Origin of the sequence: Vibrio agarivorans (assembly GCF_030409635.1) — a bacterium.
Lineage (GTDB): Bacteria > Pseudomonadota > Gammaproteobacteria > Enterobacterales > Vibrionaceae > Vibrio > Vibrio agarivorans.
Genome location: NZ_JAUFQF010000001.1, coordinates 507704 through 528108, shown reverse-complemented (window position 1 = coordinate 528108; position 20405 = coordinate 507704). Strand labels below are relative to the sequence as shown.

At 45.2% G+C, this 20405-nt stretch carries 8 protein-coding genes; all 8 read right to left on the bottom strand.

Annotated features, from left to right (window positions below; all coding sequences use genetic code 11):
- Positions 1-36: 36 nt before the first annotated feature.
- The 8 genes from QWZ05_RS02195 to QWZ05_RS02160 all read right to left on the bottom strand — a co-directional run bounded on the left by QWZ05_RS02195 (position 37) and on the right by QWZ05_RS02160 (position 20330).
- On the bottom strand, positions 37-1425 hold the full coding sequence (locus QWZ05_RS02195; protein ID WP_264875521.1) for an SLC13 family permease: 1389 nt from the start codon (positions 1423-1425) through the stop codon (positions 37-39).
- 179 nt (positions 1426-1604) lie between these two features.
- Positions 1605-2702 (bottom strand): alkene reductase, encoded by a 1098-nt coding sequence (locus QWZ05_RS02190; protein WP_290296253.1) that lies wholly within the window; start codon positions 2700-2702, stop codon positions 1605-1607.
- Between the two features lie 267 nt (positions 2703-2969).
- Entirely contained in the window at positions 2970-3878 is a 909-nt protein-coding gene (locus QWZ05_RS02185; protein ID WP_264875523.1) for a PstS family phosphate ABC transporter substrate-binding protein, read from the bottom strand.
- Positions 3871-4473: an OmpA family protein gene (locus QWZ05_RS02180; protein ID WP_290296250.1), complete on the bottom strand. Its 603-nt coding sequence runs from the start codon at positions 4471-4473 to the stop codon at positions 3871-3873. The genes QWZ05_RS02185 and QWZ05_RS02180 overlap by 8 nt, the downstream gene beginning before the upstream one ends.
- Complete coding sequence (locus tag QWZ05_RS02175) at positions 4473-5792, bottom strand: TolC family outer membrane protein (RefSeq protein ID WP_373875517.1); 1320 nt, start codon at positions 5790-5792, stop codon at positions 4473-4475. Before QWZ05_RS02175 ends, QWZ05_RS02180 begins: the two co-directional genes overlap by 1 nt.
- A gap of 9 nt (positions 5793-5801) precedes the next feature.
- A complete protein-coding gene (locus QWZ05_RS02170; protein ID WP_290296247.1) occupies positions 5802-7118 on the bottom strand; it encodes an HlyD family type I secretion periplasmic adaptor subunit in 1317 nt (438 codons plus the stop codon).
- The gene (locus QWZ05_RS02165; RefSeq protein WP_290296245.1) at positions 7115-9226 is read right to left on the bottom strand and encodes a type I secretion system permease/ATPase; all 2112 of its coding nucleotides are present in this window, start codon (positions 9224-9226) and stop codon (positions 7115-7117) included. Before QWZ05_RS02165 ends, QWZ05_RS02170 begins: the two co-directional genes overlap by 4 nt.
- Before the next feature lie 46 nt (positions 9227-9272).
- Entirely contained in the window at positions 9273-20330 is an 11058-nt protein-coding gene (locus QWZ05_RS02160; RefSeq protein ID WP_290296244.1) for an RTX toxin, read from the bottom strand.
- Positions 20331-20405 lie beyond the last annotated feature (75 nt).

Below are 20405 nucleotides of genomic sequence, written 5' to 3'. Positions count from 1 at the left end.
TTACTGTTTAAAGTAATCTACTTTTATCACTCACCGTTACAACCAGAACATCATGACGATAACTGTCAGTGCGGCAATACACATCAGGTTCAAAATGATACCGACACGCATCATGTCACCTTGTTTGATATAGCCTGAACCAAATACTATCGCATTTGGTGGAGTGGCTACTGGCAACATAAAGGCACAAGATGCCGCAACGGCAATCAATACTGAGAGGATTACGGGAGAGATACCAAAAGCTTCAGCAACGGTCGCGAAGACTGGAATAAGCAATGCCGCACTTGCTGTGTTACTCGCAAACTCGGTTAAGAACACAACAAACACAGCGATAACCGCAACAATAAAGAACACACCAAAATGCGCAATAAGTTCACTTAACTCATTCGCGAGAAATACACTTGTACCTGTTGCTTTCAATACGTTACTTAAACAAATACCGCCACCGAATAGGATTAAAACGCCCCAATCGGCGGTTTTTTCAATGTCTTTCCAGTGCACTACTCGCGCAAAGTTGACGGCGATGATAGCGGCGAGAGCGACGATAGTATCGAACTTAGAAATACCGCCTAACATAGAATTGATCGGTTTACTGAAAATCCAGAAAAAGACTGTTAAAGCAAAGATAGCAAGAGTCACTACTTTACCTTTGTCCCACTCAACGGGCTCATAGTTAAGTTCGAAGTTACCTTGCAACTTCGGTCGCATTGTAAAATAGAGAACAAGTAACGAGATAGGCAATAAAATAAGTGCAGTAGGTAGGCCAAATGCCATCCAATCACTGAATGTTAAACCTACCTCTGCGGCGGCAATGGCGTTCGGTGGGCTACCCACCAGCGTCGCAATACCACCAATACTCGCGCTATATGCAACGCCTAAAAGTACAAATACATACGTTTTTCGTTCTTTGTCAGCATCAACTTTACTCAAGATACCCAAAACCAGTGGGAGCATCATCGCTGCTGTCGCTGTATTGCTGATCCACATTGAAAGTCCGGCCGTGACTCCAAAAAGCATGAATACTGCCACACTCATCTTGCCCTTAGCCATAATGAGAACTTTATCGGCGATGACTTTATCCAGCCCTTGTCGGTGCATGGCGGCTGCGAGGGCAAACCCGCCTAAGAACAGAAATATGATCGAATTTGAGAAGTTGTTGAGGGCCGTCTGAGTATCAAATACCCCCATAACGACAGCGAGTACAGGCACTAAGATAGCGGTGACCGTAACGTGAAGTGCTTCGGTTAGCCAAAGGATAGCTATAAATGCCAGAATACTAAGTCCGAGTACGACATTTTGCTCAAATGGCAAGGTGTAATAGAGGGTTAAAAATAGGGCTATATCAGCAAGTACAATTAAGCTATTACGATGTAAGAACCACTCTCTTGTGCTGGTAGGGAGCGGGAAGAGATCATTCCTATGCATGCGACTTTCCTTCTTATGATTATTACCCTCCTATAATCCCATACGCTCAATGCGGGTATACTAGACCTTGGTCGCAATTTAACCAACTTTTAACCAATGTGTGACATCTATCAATCAACTCAATTGGAAAGAAACAAGCCGCTCAAAAAAGAGCGGCTTGTTAACATTTATTGTTGCTATTACTTAGCGTAGACAGGGTAATCCGTTAGCCCCGCTTCACCACCACCAAACAGAGTGTTTGGATCGTGCGGCGCTAGTGGGTAACCATTTTCAATACGTGCCGGTAAGTCAGGGTTTGCAACAAATGGACGGCCAAAACCGACCATGTCTGCAAGACCATCATTAATTGCTTGTTCAGCTTTGTCTGCGTCGTATTTACCTGCCCAAATGAGCACATTTTTAAATGATTCGCGCATATCACGCTTAAATGATACTGGTGTTTCTGGCGCATCATCCCAATCAACTTCCGCAATGTGCATGTAAGCAATGTTGTGTTTATCTAACACTTTTGCTGCTGCTGGATAAGTTTCAAATGGATTCGCGTCAACGGTACCGTTTAGTGTTGTCAGTGGCGCTAGACGCACACCCACTTTGTCTGCACCAATGGCATCAACCAGTGCCGCCACAACTTCATCAAGGAAACGTAGACGGTTTTCTAAGCTAGCACCGTATTCATCAGTACGATTGTTTGATTCTGAATCGATAAACTGGTTAATTAAATATCCATTGGCTGCGTGCAATTCGATGCCGTCAAAACCTGCCGCTACCGCATTCAATGCTGCCTGATGATACTCTTGAATCACAGATTTGATGTCTTCCTTCGTCATCTCACGCGGTTCTACGACATCAACAAAACCTGGTTCATCCGATCCATTGTCGATAAATACTTTCACATTTTCAGCTTTAAGGGCTGATGACGAAATTGGCTGTTCACCACCAATGTTATCTGGATGCGTCACACGGCCGACATGCCATAGCTGAGCGAAAATAACGCCATTTTCAGCGTGTACTGCATCTGTCACTTTCTTCCAGCCAGCGATTTGCTCTGGTGAATAGATACCCGGAGTCCAAGCATAGCCCTGACCCATTGGTGAGATTTGCGTACCTTCTGCCACGATCAAACCCGCACTTGCACGCTGTGCGTAGTACGTAGCCATCATTTCATTGGCCACATTACCCGGCTGAGAAGCACGCGAACGCGTCATCGGAGGCATGACAATACGGTTGTTTAGCGTTAATTGACCAAGTTTGACTGACTGGAATAGAGATTGAGACATGCGTATCACCTATATGTTGTGAAAAACACTAACAGTTGTAAAAACACCATTTTGATAAACACTAACAGTCGTGAAAACCCGATTGTTATCGGTAAATCAAACGTGTTTTATTCTTTGATGGGAACAAGATACGCCTTTCAGTACCAATAATATAATTATTGATAATTATTTTGTTGATAACATGAAATTATAAAGAGCCATAACGCATAGACTCGAAAGAGAAGAATACACTATGGCTCTTTGTATCAGAAGACTATGGTCTATCAGTTATTTATACCCCCCTTCTACAATAGGGGTTTGAAGCTTCAGTTCAACACGATTACGCACAATAGCTGTCGCCGGCAAGCTCATAAAACCACTCCCTTGAAACAAATCGCTATCTTGCTCCTGCGTCACCAATTCAACGAATGGAAGCACTGGTTTGTCATTGTCGATTTGTGCTGATTTTGGCGTTAAATACAGGTAATAGACGTTGGACAATGGGTATCGTCCAGACAAGATCGTCTCTTTATCGATGGAGTAGCTCTCTCCTTCATCTGTGATAATTTCGAGTGCATGTTCCGCTCGGTCAGGATCAACTTGAACAGTATAGGCGAGAGCGTTAGGTTCATCATCCAATTTATCGTCAAGCGCTTCACGATCTGCAAGGTAATGGGTTGTCGAGTATGTACCCGGCTGGCACTCTACCAACTTGGTGAAGTTTTTATGACTTGCCAATTCACCTTCTACAGTAAAAGGTTGCACGTAGTCTCCGACCTCCGTTCTACCCTGCCACCGAATAAATTGCTCATTTTCATGACAGCCAAAGATGGTTCTAAGGTCTGACATTGCAACAGCCTTGACTGGGTTATCAGGATTAACCAATATCGCCGCAACGTCGGCAGTAAAATAGAGCATCACAGGGTTTTGGGCATACTTTTCGTAGAATCTACCGACTTCCTCATCTGTCCATTTTCGTGAACTGATGGCTATCCGCGCTTGTCCTGCAAGCATCGCCTGCTGAACATCATTTTCTGGCTCAATCACAACATCATACTGATACTGTTCTATCGCTTTAGTAAGCAAAGGCACCAGCTCTGGCTCAACAATGACAGTCTCCGAACTATTGGCTTGAACACTAAAACATACAGCAAGCAGGGACGATATAAGAATATTGCGGTTATTAATCTTAATCATTTCGCGCCCCCTCTATAATACGTTCGCTTGTGAAGATATCCCACGCTATTTGATGCTCCGTTGTTGGGTGCTCAATAACCGCAATCGTTCTACGATTGCGCTCATCCATTTGTTCGGTAATCGTGGTGATTTGATAATACTCTTGCTCTGAAATTCGTGCGTCATCAATACCTCGTGCCTCAAGCTGCTGGCGAATGGCATTCGAGCGCTTTTGCGCAAGTTGGTGGTTATACTCTTCTGTTCCTTCTGGACTTGTGTCCCCGACTAAAACGACATTGGCATTATCATGTTCAAATAGGTACTCATAGATAGCGTCAAGTGCAGCGATTTGATCGTCACGAATATCATGGCGCGCCATATCAAAGTTAACGGTAATCACCTTACGCTCATTGACGGTTTGCCACTGAGTACATCCCTTATTATCGACAATAGTGCCACTTGGCGTATTTGAACAAAGGTCGCGTTGATTAATCACGCCATCTCCGTCATCGTCACGCAGATCATCAATTTGGTGACGTGTCATGGTGATATCTGGCTCTTGAGCGCAACCCACTAACATCACACCTGCAAGTAAAGCTAAAACAATCAGTCTCATTATTTCGCCTCCTCTTGCCACTCTTGAGGATGCTCGACACGAAGTGCGTAAGTCAGTATCCCCATCGCATTTAGTAATCGATACGCAGCAAAGGAGTGATCATAGAGCGTGTTCACATAGTTTTGCCGTGCGAGAAACACCTCGACTTTAGAATCTAAAACATCAAGAAGACTTCTGCGTCCTACATTGAATTGCTGCAAATAACCGACTTCAGCAATTTTCGCTGCATCGACATTTTGTTTTAACAGATCGAGTTGTTGGTCGAGCATACTATAGGCATTCCAAGCGAGTTCAGTGCCTTCACGTACTTCTCTATCGGCTCTTAGACGTATAGCTCTTGCTTCTTCAGCTCGCCATGCAGAAGCTTCGACGTTGGCATTAGTAGAAAACCCATTAAATAAGTCATAGTCAACGACAAGCATGATACGAGCATCTTCGTCTAAACCATTAAGCTCACCCCCGACATTGTCATTACGGTTGGCATATCCTTCAAGACGAACCTCAGGGTAATAGCCCCCCTTTTCTCGTTTCATCTCTTTGCGAGCCGCATCCATATCAACAATAGCAGCTCGAATTTCTGGATGGTTCTCTACAGCCTGCTTTTGTGCTACTGCAAGAGAGCTTGGAATTAGACCTTGGTCAAATTTGGGAGAGGTCAGCCCACTGACGTTGCGACCGACAAGTGTACGATATTGCGCTTGTAAATCAGATAGATTGTTCAAAGCAGATATATAGGACGTCTTACTCGTTGCAACACGTGCCGCCACTTGAGCTAAATCAGATTGGCTACTTAAACCTTTGGCCACTTTGTCTTCAATATCCGCATAAATTTCTTCGTGCTCGCGTACATTTCTGTCAGTGAGTTCCAGTACCGTTTGAGCTTTTAGCAACTCTAGGTAGATACGAGCGACATCCAATGCCACGTTTTCGGATCGGGAAATTAATGTAAGGCGCTCTGACTCTGCCTCGTAGCCCAAACGATCAATATCTGACGTAGTAGCAAAACCATCGAAAATGAGCTGCGAGACTTTCAAACCAATCTCACTACGTGTTCCATTATCATCAATATCAACGTCACTTGATGTCCATATCTGCTCTTGACCAATTGCACCGTAAAGATTGACTTGAGGTAAATAGTTACCCCGAATCGAGTCTTGTTGACGAATGACCGACTGATAACGAGCGTATTGCCCTAAGACTTCGGGACTGTAGTCTATGGCAAAGGCCACGGATTCTTCTAACGTTAACGCTGACGCTACACCAGACGCGAGCGTACTCCCGAGCATTATTGTGCAACATAACGTTTTGACAGGTTTCATGATTCTCCTTTATCGCTCTCTGAGCGCATTTTCCTTTGCTCTCAACACTGGTTTTAGCCAATATTGGAGGACGGTCTTTTTACCTGTAAGAATATCGACACTGGCTTGCATTCCAGGAATGACATCGAATGTGTTGTTATCTGGGTCTAGTTCGACGTGGGCACGGTAAAAGGTCTCACCCTCTTCATCTTGTAGTGCATCAGCACTGACATACACGACTTTCCCTTCAACTCCCCCATAGATAACAAAATCATAGGCAGAGAATTTAACCATTGCATTCAAGTCATTAGTAATAAACGCAATATCACGAGGATTAATTTTCGTTTCTATGATCAAGTTACTATTTTTGGGTACGATCTCGAGGATCGGTTCACCGGGTTTCGCAACCCCGCCTTGCGTTCGTATGAACACTTCTTTGACTGTCCCTGACACGGGCGCCACCATCACGGTGCGGTTGAGTTGATCTTTGATCGCAAACTGGCTTTCCCCTAGCTGATCGAGTCGACTTTCAACCTCATTAATTTCTGAGCGAGCGGTCGAGCGAAAATTCTGTGCAAGACTTCGATAATCTGCGATGGATTCGGTCAACGTTGCTTGCTGCTTTTGGATAAAAGTTCGTGTGCTCGATATCTCTCCTTGCAGCGAGATCATATCTCTTTTGAGTTTCAGTAGTTCCACTTCTGCAACTGCACCACTCGCCACAACATCCTCCAGCATGTCCATCTCTCGCTTAACAATGGCAACGCTGTTTTGTTGAGTTCGCAGGTTGAGTTGCGCATCTTGCAGAACCTGTTGCTGCTGCACGATACGCAGCTCAGCTTCTTCTAACTCCACCTTGAGCTGAGCTAAGCGTGCTAAGTAATTATCCATAGCGTTTAATTGGATTTGTGACGGTTCAGCACTTAATGGGAAATCCAACACATCGACTTGTACCTGATCTTCCCAGCGCTTTTGAGAAGCATCAATCAATACACTATCGAGCTCTAACCTCAGTTGCAGTTGTTGAGCATTTAAGGAATCAATCTGTGACTGTGACTCTTCAAACGCCGCTTTAAAACGTGTGTTGTCGAGAACAACTAATGGATCCCCTTTTTCAACGGTTTGCCCTTGAACCACGCTTATTTGGCGAATAATACCGCCCTCAAGACTCTGTATGGTTTGCACTGAGTCTGTTGGAACGACTTTCCCTGTGCCGATTATCACCTCATCGAGTTTTGCCAAGCTTGCCCAACCAATAATGCAAACCACCAAAACTGCTACAATCCACACCAGTTTGCGGGAGCGCTGTGCGTGAGCGTAATTTGACCAGGCGACTTGCTGACTCATGACTTCACCTCCTGATGGACGATACTGACATTCCTAACTCTTGAGCGGCCGCCACTAACAAGAATCTCATCCGGTGTGCCCACCGAGACAATACGACCACCATCCATCACTACTATACGATCACACAACTGGAGCAAACTTCGGCTATGGGAGCTCACAACACAGGTTGTATTAGTATCCAAGGTAGAAAAAGATTTGAGAAAATGATTTTCGATCGCCTGATCAAGCGAGGTTGTTGGCTCATCAAGTAGCATCAACTTAGGTTTATTGTAAAATGCACGCGCTAAAGATATCGCTTGTCGCTGACCACCTGACACATTTCGTCCTAACTCACCGACCTGTGTTTCAAGCCCCTTTTCTAATCGTGGGATAATGTACGCTAAACCTGACGTTTCCAGAGCGTATTTCAAAGACGCTTCATCAACCTCTTGTTGGCCGAGCAATAGATTTTCAAATACGCTACCCTGTAACAGAATAGGTGATTGTCCCGCCCAGCCGATACCTTGTCGTAACAGTGGCAGGGGCCATAATCTCGCATCCACACCTTCAAAGGCGATTTGTCCAGAAGAGGGACAATACTGGCGCGCCAGAAGCGCGAGTAAAGTTGACTTGCCAGCACCAGACGGCCCTATTAACCCTATCTTCTCTCCGGCAGTAATCGTCAGGTTGATCTCTTTCAGTGCAACGCCTTCACAGGCTGGATAGTGAAAAGAGAGTTGATGTAGTTCAATATTGCCTTTCACCTCTCCACTTGAGAGCACTTGGGCTTCATCTTGCTCTTGAGGTAGTTCCATCACACCACTGACACTCTCTACCGCCGCTTTGGTTTGCTGGTAGCGAAGCAGCAGCATAGAGATCTGGTTAACCGAACCTGCCGCGCGGCCACTGAGCATCACTGTCGCTATGAGACCGCCCATCGTTAGCTCGCCTGCAATAATCAGATGCACACCGACAATAATGAGCCCGACCGTAACGATATGCTGACTCGACTGAATCGTATGGCTGACAATGTTAGAAAAGAATCGAGAGCGAACTTGCCATTGAGACAATTGAAGGGAAGTTTTCTCCCAACGACTCTGAACGTTTCGCTGGGCGTTAAACTGCTTTATTTCGGACAAATTAGTGATGTTATCAAACAGCTGGGCTTGCTTTTGCATCGAAAGTTGACTGGTATGCTCAAACGTATCTGCGATGCGCTTTTTCATCACCAAACTGACCAACAATACAAAAGCCATAACACCAACAGGAATCCATAGCATTGGCCCACCAAGCCAACCTATGAGTAACAGGAATAAAACGGTAAAAGGAAGGTCCACCAGCGTAACCAGCGTCGCTGAGGTAAAAAAGTCTCGAACACTATCAAAGTCTTGGATCTGGCGCGTAAATGAACCAATCGACTGAGGCCTGTTCTCAAGCTTCATTCCCAGCACCCGTTGAAAGAGTATCGCGGAAAGCTTGTTGTCGACATACTGCCCAGCCATATCGGTTATCGAGCTGCGCGACTCTTTCAGTACCCATTCAAAAATCAATACCACAACCACTGCTACAACAAGCACCCACAGTGTTTCAGTCGCTTGATTTGGAACCACCCTATCGTAGACGTTCATCGTGAACAAAGGGATAACAAGCGCAAGAAGGTTGATGACAAATGAAGCGATAAGCAAGTCGCGATACCAAGGTCTTACTTCACGTAAAACCGAAAATAACCATTTGGCCGAATGACTTGAAGTATCGTTCTCTCTCTGTTTAGCCGCTAGGACAATTACTGATTTAACGTCATCAAGATTGAGATCATTAAGCTCTAGTTGGTGTTCTTCTTCGCCATCAAAGAAACGTCCCTTGCCTAGACTCGGTAATGCTTCGCACATCAAACATCGATGTTCAAATAGGAGAATACACGGGCTCGACATCTTCTTGGCCTGCTCAAGGCTAAACAATGTCGCTTCAATTTGCATGTTATCGCAGACACGCAGCCAATAGTCGACAGAGTGACTGTTTAAGTCTGCCGGTAGATCTTGCTCAAACTGGCTAGAGTGAGAGCGAACACCAAACTGCTGCGCTAGCCACTGTACCAAGTTGTTCTGTACGTTTTTGACATCCTTGCCCACGTATCTACTTCCTTAGCAAGCCAGCAATGAGACTGGCTTCGCATATCTAGCCCATAGGGACATTCAAATTGTTATCATCAATCATCTTTTGCAGTAACTCAGCCTGGGAGGCGGCATCTGCGCCTGTGCCATAAAGCTGTTCAAGCGACACGGCTTCGAGAACGATCTTTTGGTTTACTACATCAGCATTGGGATCATCCGCTTTATCTGTATTAATAAGCAGTTCAACATTCCCGCCTTGCTCGTCTAGCGTGAGGTATTGCTCAGCACTTGCACCATCCGCTATCGTTATATTGAGATTAGTAAATATTGCCATTAAATCAATAACATCAGTATCTTTTGCGTAGTCAAAGTCAATGATGGTATCTATGGTTGGGGTATCAGCACTTCCCACTCCGTCAGTTTGAAATACAAAAATGTCATTGCCACTGGTGGCGGTGAACTCTGTCTCCCCCACAGCTTCTAAAGTGACACTCAGAGTTTCAAAAGGTGCGGTTGCTGTTTCACCACCAAGCGTAGATTGGGCTTCCAGTGCCAATGTGAACGATTGAGCGCCACTGTAGCCTTCTTGTATCGCTAAGTTCTCTACATCTTCGACAGGCACGGTATAGACATTACCCTCACGAGTACCATGAGTCAGGATCAAATTGTTCGGTAATCCGGTGATAATTAACTCGCCGACTTCGTCATTGGCCACCGGGTTAATCATCGCCATAGTGAGACCTAATGGTATCGTACCCGCGGCCTCTGCAATGATTGAGTCATAATTTAGCGTGAGCTCAGGTAGATCCGGCTCTGGTGTAATGTTGACAACAACCGACGCTGAAGTGACATCGCCCTGGTCAGAAGCGCGTGAGCCCAATACGATTTGTTGATCAACGGTATTCGCTTGCAACGTCAAGTTGAGCTCTCCATAAGCGTCACCAGCAAAAAGCTCGAAACTCGCTAAAGTCGCAGCAGTCACCGTGAGAGTGGCAGTCCATGTACCGTCGTCATTTTGAGTAAATTTCGCTTCATTCCCCCCCGCCCGAATTCTATTTAACCCGACTAAGGCACTTGGTTCAGAATCAGCTTCGGCAATCACAGTGAGCTGAATGTATTCATCGCTATCCGTCTCTTGACTAATAAGGTTAGTGGCAATTTCTATCGCATCATTTTCATTACCACTGACATGGCTAGGCACATCAAAGAACTGAACATCATCACCAATTGGGTTGACACCAACGGTGAAGTTACCTGTCGTATAACGTATATCAGTGGTGCCAATTTCTTGCGTTATGGCCTCTAAGGCGAGCGGGATATCACCACTATAATCGAGTGGTGGAAGTAGGTAGACATCTGGCAATTGATCGACCGTGACCTGCCATTCATAGGTTGGATTCCCTCCAAATGAGCCACCATCAGCACCATTGTTTGGCAACAGTTGATACTCTTCCCCGATCTTAATGACCAGCACAGCACCCGTTGGCACACCAGTGATACACAGGGACATATTTTCCGAGCCATCTTGGTCGATTAACTCCGCTTTAAGCGCCCCTAATGAGATATAGCTGTCTTCATCACCCGTTACAGTTTCGACTGTCAGATTTGCTTGGTCAGCGACCGGTTCTACTGTAATGGTAAACTCACTGGTTTTTGTCTGTGTATCTGTTTCATCGACACAGGTTGCTTCATCGATGATCTCAGTTGTCACACTTACAGTAAGCTCGCCACTAAAGTGAGCGGGTGGCGTTAAGGCAAGGTCAGCTAAGCGCGACTCATCATGGATGGTGTAGGTATTATCACCATTGTCTTGTATATAACTGCTATCACCAGAAATATCGGAAAGGACAACGCCATCAGGCACAGTAATGACCATTGACAGCACTGACTCCTTACCCGTTGCCTCATTCCCTTCTCCCGAAATAGTTTGTCCATCTTCGATACTATCGCCGAGAATGAGCTCAAGGTTAATCGCCGTGGTAGTATCCTCTTGAATAACAGAATTACCAACGACAACGCTAAAGTCATCGACAACAGGCAGTATTTCTAGCTTGATAGTATTATCGGTTTCATTACTCGTGCCATTACAAGTCGATGTCTCAACCGTAACGATGGTAAATTCTATACACCCTGCAAAATCTTCATCGACGCCATAAAGTGTCAGTGTTGATAACGCACTAGGGCTAACTGAGTAACCCGCGACTGTCCCATCCTCATTGTACTCAACGATAATGCCGTCGCCTTCCAAATACACACCTTCAGGTAGAGACTCGGATGGCACGTAGAAGGATAAGGTGTTGTCAGGATCATCGGCGACATCACTATTTAACAGTCCAGATAAATCAATGGTCTCGCCTTCGTCAAACTGAATATCACTACCATCAGTAATATCACCCGGCTCACCGACGTCACCACAACTTCCGCCTCCGCCATCATGTCCTGTTATACGGATATCAAACTGGGTTGTAATAAAGTCTGCATCTGGGTCATCAAGCACGCGAGCTTTCACGCCAATGGTTATGATATCGGTATTTTGTGGACTACGAATCGTTGCATCCTTCAATATCATCGCCATGGTGTCTTGGACAGAATCGGATGTCAGCCCCTCAGCACTAATAATCCAATCTCCAGAAGCATTTTGTGCCGCGCCATTCGGGTGATCAACGATCAGGTTGGCACCATCAGGAATTTCTAGAACGATATAATCGAGCAACTCTGAGCCATCGACATCTTCTTCGACAAACCAAGCCGCATTTGAAAGATCAATCGGTGAACCATCGGTACTTTCTAAAAGCCTGGTCGTTGCTTGAAGTCGTGTATCGAATTCTACGCGTCCTTCAACGACAACATTTGCAGTTCCGTTCAGCTCTTTTGTGGTTGTGACGCCCGTTTCTGAAGTATCTTCAACCGTGTATCTCAACTGAACATCAAAATCTCCACTTAAATCCCGATCAGCTTTAACAGTAATTCGACCGCTTGTGAGTAGTACATCTAACGTAGGTGATTCGCTATCCAGTAAGTCAGCTAGATTTAACCCACCATTGGGTATCTCTTGTGCAACATCATCAAAAAACAGAGTGATACCATCACTTACCCCATCGATGTAGTACGCAATGAGGGATTCACTGCCATCGATATCCTCGTTAATACTCAAATTTAGATCTAAGGCGATGCTTCTATCTTCAATCCCAACCGTTGATATGACTTGATCGTCAGATTGATCAACAACGGGGGCGACATCCACCTTCAAGTCATAATCAAAAGAGCCCGTATCGCCATCAGGCTCGGTCGTAATTGCTCGAACAATCAGCTCTAATCGACCGCTAAAGTCTTGCGGAGTTTTGATATACGTCTCAGACAGTAATTGATTATCGAACTGGAAGATCGGCCCAGTAACTGGGTCAACCTCTGCTATCGTAAGGGAGATAGGATTACCCTCAGAATCGACTAAGCGGATATCATTAGCTAGTCCAGTTAACAAGATATTAATGACTTCAGAACCATCGTCATCTGTCGTATTCACGAGGAAGTCCAACGCGATAAGACTATCTTCGTTGAAAGGTGTGATAGCGGATATCTCGCCATCTTTATCGCCAGCATTATCATCAAATTGCCAGTGGCCGTTACCTCCATCAATCACAACAGGCTCATCAATAACACCCTTAAGATCAATGGTTATCGTCTTGGTTTCACTTCTTGCTTCTTCAGTGATCGGCGTAAGGCCATCTATCGTTGATTCTTTTGACACTGCAGTAACATCGATACTTAATGATTCAGTCACTGAACTTATATCGGCTTTAGAGATGAGTTTGACTTCTCCACTTTCAACGTCACTCGCCTCGACCAAATAGGTGTTGCCAGATTGGCTCACTATGGTGCCTTGTATCGACCACCCGTCTGGAACAACGATCTCATAGAATAAAGATTCCGAACCATCGGTATCGGTCAAATTACCCTTAATCGCTTCATTTAATGGGATAAAGGTATCTTCTAGCCCGTCAATATTACGCACAGACAATTCCGGTTTATCTGCATCGGGGGACACATTAATGGTGACGGTGTGTGTAATACTTGCGGTTTCATCTTCCGGCTGTGCAAAGTTATTGCCTTGTTCAGTGGCAACAGCCGTAATATTAAATTCAAACACACCTGCAAGATTGTCATCAACGACTACGGTCATTTTATCTAACTGTGTCTGCGAGTACGACTTGCCCTCTTTTACGATGTTGTCATTGAGGTAAAGGGTTATACCATCCGGAATATTTGAAATTTCAAACGATAACTCCTCCGATGTATCTACATCGACTAGACTTGCTGATAGTTCAAGTTCGACAACATCTGCAGCATCTTCAATCGTATCGTATTCGAATCGCGCGTCATCAGCCCAGTCAGGTGCGTCGGCAACAGGCAATACCGATACGTTCAAGGTATTCGACAGTGTCTTAGCACTTAAATCTGCATTACGAATGGTGGCTGTTACGTCTAGTGAGAGACTGGTGGTGGTATTGGACTGATTTTCTGCGGGTAAGTATGTGAGAGCACCATTAGGAATGTAGACATCATTAACCAGCGATTGTAACTGCGTTCCTGATAATGTAACGAAACCGCCCACCGCGCTCAGTTCGACACCATCTAAATAGAGAGTCCCGCCGTTAAGTGAAGCTTCACTAATCTTTATAGATTCTACGAATTCCTCTTGGTCTAAGTCACCCAATATAACGGTGATGCTTAATTCGGTACTTTCATCCTCTTTTGTTTCACGGTCAGGGGTTCTCAATACACCTTTCGCATCATCTAATATAAGGTTAGCGATGCTTTTCACAGTATCGCCATCGGTATCGACGACAATGTATTCAACAGAGTCTGTTAATGCAACTTCATTATCAACGAACTCATTGGTTGTCAGGCTAAACGTACCATCTGTATCAATAACCAGTTCACCATATTTTACCTGCGTACTGTCTGGTGTATAAAACAGATCGAGTGTCAATTTTCCATCGACAAAATCATCAATGTCGTACTCAGTTCCGTTGTAAAGCACACCCTGGATACTCGCACCATCAGCACCAGTGTATTGTTCAGTCAGCAGGTTGTCGGTAACATCATCCCCTTCTACCAATTCTATTGTCGATTCTCGCGATACCGGAACATCATCAGTGACATTAACAAATATTGATTGATAATCTGATACGTCGTTGTCAAAGTCTTTTGCTGCAACTTTGAATTCAAGCGGTTTATCTGTGATATCGATAGGCAATCCATCAGCATCGACACTACCGGGCGCATCATGATCGATGGGCTTCGACAGTTCAAACTCAACATTTCCCGATTCTAGAAGGCGTATTCTGAATACTTCATCACCACTTTCATTGTTGGCAATGTACCAGTCGTCACCATTTTTATCAGCAAGTGTCACCATCTCAGTGCCCGATTTGATTTGCAGGCTGTTAAACGCATCAACATCAAGCTCAAGCTCGCTAAAATCATCAGAGCCTGAGTCTACGGTTATCGTGGGTGGGCTCTGCTCGCTTCCCGCCTCTTCTCCATCTGAAAGTAGACCATCTTCTGTGACATTGATATCACCATTGACGGTAATACTTGGAACCTTGCCATCGTAAACGATGACATTACTGCTGCCAGACTGTCGAGTGCCATCGGTATCAATAGCAGAAATAGGAAGTTCGATAGTCAGTTGTTCGTCCTGACCAGCCTGATCGTGGTCGAGTTGTTCACGCAATTGAAACTGTATGTCGACCGTCTCAACCTCGCCTGAATCGACAGTAAGAGCATCTGGAAGTGTCACAACAAAAATGACTGAACCGTCGGCGAGTTGCCCGTTGTACGAACCATCCCCGTTGTCGCTCCAATAAACCGGCTCACCGTTGTGTGAAATCTCGTTTCCGTTAGCATCTTTTACAACTTGCCCATTGATCACGTCCAGAACGATATCGACAATCGGCTCTTTACTCGCATTGACGGTCACAGTTGCCACATCAACATCCGTAATGCCAGAGTTGTCTGGGTCTACGGGTCGCTCAGACACTTCCATATCATCAGCGGTTAAACTGCCCGAAGTCGCATCAGTCACTTCGACCTTTAAATCGAGTTTTGTGATGTCCCCATCGGTATCTGAGACGGTGATTGGGAAGCTCAATGTATCGGTTATACCGTCCTGATCAAGGGGTTTATCCATTGCAAAGTAGTAAGCTATCTCTTCGTCAATGCTGCCGTCCGGTTGATCAAAGTAGAGAAGAAAAACCACTTCTCCACGGACATCGTCTTGATATGCGGTGACTAAACTACCATCAGGGTTGATTGTGTAGACGACGTCTCTGCCTTCACTCGTCAACGAAGGGAAATCACTCAAATCGAAATAGGCACTTCGTATCGGGTCACTACCTATTGCAAGGTTGAACGTTCCGCTCTTGATCACCGCTTGTGCGCCGAGTTCATCTTCACTGACTGAAACAGAAGTCCCTTCAGTCACTATTGGGTCGACACCGTCTTGAATCTGCCAAACAAATTCACCGGATTTTAAAGGCGTTCCATCTGTGTCTTCGCCAATAACTTTTAAAGGTAAGTAAATGATATCGTTGGATGCTGATTCATTAAGAGGAAAGTGCAACGTAATTTCTGTGGTAGCGACAGCATCATTACCATTGGCAACAGCACTGATTGAGATTGTAAGAATCGCAGTGCCGCCGACAGCGCCTGTTATTGTTTTTCCGTCCGCACTGAGTTGGTAGTCGAGTGATAAATAACTGGTGCCCGAAGTAAGACCGAGTGAATCCAATGTGGCCAGTGAACTTTCATCAAATCGTATCGTGTCAGGGTCTGGGTTATCAGAACCCCCATTGACCTCGATCGTTCCGCTATTGATGACGGCGTCACGCGTTAAGTCGCTCTCGACAATGAGCGTATCATTATCAAATATAGTCCCAGCATGGCCATCAACAATGGTAATGGTCGCATTGGCGCTATCATAATCAACACTAGCATCACCCGCGATATAGGTGATATTGATAGCCTGTAGATCTTGATGGTCTAAATTTCGCGATGTTTCAAGTAGCCATTGACCATTAGCAAATACAAACAGCCTGCCCTCATCAATGTCAAAGACTGCAGGGTTGCCTTTCGATACCGATTGAGAATCTGAACCTATCAAGACATTTCGGATTTCCAAGCCACCATCTAAATCCGCATCATTACTTAAGAGGTTCCCGGTAGCTAATTGACCTTCGGTTACCGTGTAACTATCATCAAGTGCTAATGGTCGAGAATCTTGAACCGCTACAATGACCGGCGCGAGCACCTCTTCAATCGTACCATCCGAGTCGATTTGAGTACCTCTAATCACAATTTCGGTTTGTAGATCGCCCGGTCGCCCATTGTCTAGGCCTTGGAATAGCGTAATATCAACTTCGCCGTCGATAATTTTTGCTTCTAAAACAACTTCGCCACCAAAGCGCGTTACGACCATCTCTTTTTTGTCAGCGGATAGCGTAAACGAAAGTGCCTGCCCTGATGATTCAAGGCGAAGAAGTGCGTCTTGTGTGTCATCAAAGGTGAACTCTGCGTTGTCGATATTGATTGATGATGTCGCGTCATCTTCACCAAAGATACCGACAAAATTCTCAGACAACACTACAGAGTCTGGGAACACTAATGTCGGCATATCATCTTCAACAACATTTCCAATCGCGTTTGCCACAGACGCTGTCATGGTCCAAGTCAAACTGCTATCGAGACCCGAAACGTCAAGGTCAGTTAGTGACCATGCGCCAAGCGCATCAACGTTGGCGCTAAACTCAAAGTCATTTACGCCATCACTGATCAACACAGTGACAGGTAACCCTTCATCTACGCCAGTCGTTGTACCTTGAATTGAAGTTAATGAACCATCTCTAAAGTAGAAAATATCAAAGCCTGTTAGGGTATCAATATCAATGGTTGGGAGAGTCAAATCAATAGTGGATACATCTGAAACTGCAGTTGCTTCGTTGCCCGCGATGTCACTGCTACTTGCGTTTGCTGTAATGTCGCCTTCGGCAAACCCAGAGAGATCTATGCCAGAGATTTCCCATTGCCCATCGACGACTATGGTACTGAATGTCAGTGTACTGTCTTCTTTGTCAGTCAGCGTTATTTCAACTGTCTGGCCATCTTCAATGTTACTAACAGCACCAAACACCCGAACATCATTTCTTTCACTAATGTTCAGGACATCATCACCGCCATCATCGATGTCCACACTAATGAACGCTTGAGTATCCTTAATGATTTCAGTTTGATTGACCGCTGGGTTTCCTGCTACGTCTGTGCTGGACACGGTTGTCGTTAACGTACCATCAGCGAGGGAAGATAAATCAACATTGCTCACCTGCCATACACTACCTGAAACCGTGACCTCTAACGTGAGCGCCCCGCCTTGTTCGTCATTAATCACAACTGTGATCGCTTGACCATCTTCGATGTTGCTGGCAGTTCCGAACACAGTCACATCAGTTTGCTCAACAAAGTTAATGTACGCATCACCAAGACCGTCTAGCTCCCCTGCCACCTCCGCGAGGGTGTCTTTAATTGTGTCATCAAATGCTTCGATAACTTTGAACGCACCGTCTACGTCTGCCCTTACAGATAAGTCACCTTCGGCTAAAGAAGAGATATCAACATCCGAAACGCTGTAAACGCCATTATTCGCGATAGTGCTGGTGGTCACGGTGCTGCCATCGATATCGGTGATGGTGATATTAATCGTTGCACCATCAGGTATTAAGCTTGTCGTGCCTTCAATCGTCACGGCAGGAACTTCAAATTGGTTCTCAAAACCATCCCCACCATCAAGGATATCGACGGTGATTTCACCATCTAACACAATCTGTGAGGTATCTTCTGCACTTGCTATATTGCCCACAGAATCAACACTGCTTGCTGTTGCTGACAAAGGTCCATCAACAAACCCTGTAAAGTCAGCCCCTGTGATTTCCCATGCTTGATTCACAACTACAGTGTTATAAGTTAGGGTGTTGCCTGCTTCGTCAGTGACCGTGACCTCAACAGGTTGCCCATCTTCTATGCCATCTACAGTGCCGTGCAAACGCATTGAAGGGGCTTCAAACAGGTCTACTTGTCCATCACCGTCATCGATTTGAATAGTGATTTGGGCGTAGGTGTCTTTATTAAGGGTTGAAGTATTAGTGGTAGGGTTTCCGGCAATATCAATCGTCGATGAATTGACGGTTAAAATGCCGTCTTGTAAGGTACTTAAGTCAACATTGTTGATCTGCCACGCTTGGTTAACAACTTGCGCGGTCAGCGAAACTGTATTTCCAGATTCATCTGAAATAACGACATCGACTGTCTGCCCATCCTCGACATAGTCAACAGTGCCGAACACTGTCGCATCCGTTTGCTCTACAAAGTTAATGTAGGCATCACCAAGACCATCTAGCTCCCCTGTCACCTCAGCCAGTGTGTCTTTAATTGTGTCATCAAACGCTTCGATAACTTTGAACGCACCGTCCACTTCTGCTCGTACAGATAAATCTCCTTCGGCTAAAGAAGAGATATCAACATCCGAAACGCTGTAAACACCATTATTCGCAATAGCGCTGGTGGTCACGGTGCCACCCTTGATATCGGTAATGGTGATATTTATCGTTGCACCGTCAGGAACTAAGTTTGTCGTGCCTTCAATCGTCACGGCAGGAACTTCAAATTGGTTCTCAAAACCATCCCCACCATCAAGGATGTCGACGGTGATTTCACCATCTAACACAATCTGTGAGGTATCTTCTGCACTTGCTATATTGCCCACAGAATCAACACTGCTTGCTGTTGCTGACAAAGGTCCATCAACAAACCCTGTAAAGTCAGCCCCTGTGATTTCCCATGCTTGATTCACAACTACAGTGTTATAAGTTAGGGTGTTGCCTGCTTCGTCAGTGACCGTGACCTCAACAGGTTGCCCATCTTCTATGCCATCTACAGAGCCAAGCAAACGCATTGAAGGGGCTTCAAAAAGGTCAACTTGTCCATCACCATCGTCGATTTGAATCGTGATTTGGGCGTAGGTGTCTTTAACTATGGTAGAAACGTCAACCGCTGGGTTACCCGCAACATCAATGGTCTCTGTATAGACCGTGAGCACACCATCAACGAGATCAGAAAGATCAACATCGCGGATTACCCAAACATTGCCATTGACCGTGCTCTCAAACTGGATTTGATTCCCAAGAATATCTTGAACGACAATCGTAATCGCCTGACCGTCTTCAACGTTGTTTACTGTACCAAACAAGCGGTCTTGAGATTGTTCAACTTGGTTAATGGCCGCATCACCAAAGCCATCAAGCCCACCTTGAATATCTGCTAGCGTATCTTTGATCGTTTGATCATTGGCAGATATAGAATTTCCTGTCACATCAGACACAGTGGCTGTGACAATTAAATCGCCCTCGGCTAAGCCCGTTAAGTCGACGTTATCTATTCGGTATTGGTCACTTTCGGCTACCGTTGATAACACAACTTGGTTACCATTTATATCTGTCACCGTCACCTGAATAGAGATACCATCTCTGACGTCAGTGGTAGACCCTAAAATGGTGACATTCGGGACTTCAAAACGGTTTTCATAACCGTCTCCGCCGTCTAAGATCTCAACGGTAATTGATGAAGAATTGGAAAGTAAAAAGGTGTTGTCTACATATTCAGGCGCATCATCATTATCGTCTCTGACAGTGCCACGAGTTTGAAACCCCGCTTGAGCAAGCGTTTCGGTTAGATCCGGACGGACGTATCCAGTCAGTATTAAACCAGAACTGGAAGTCGAGGCATTATCAAGTGAGTTGGTATTATTGGCATAAGGGCTTGTAACAAGGCTGTTTTGAAAAAGCTGGGCTAACTCATCTGGGATATCATTGGCGGCTTGTTGGTTATCCTGCTCCCCTACCGCATCCTGATTCTCCGTTGGATTGGTTTGACCATCCACTTGTACAACCGTTGCGTTTAGTACCGGTATGTCAGCTGACAGCACTTCTGAATTGTTGACCTGAACCCAAGCACCGTTTTCCAGTACCTTCCAGACAACGCCATCTACTTCGACAAAGAAAACTACATCCATATAACTCTCTCAAACATTCGATTCTTGAAGCTTTTGCATATCTCAATTAAGCGTATACCAAGAACGAAATGTTTG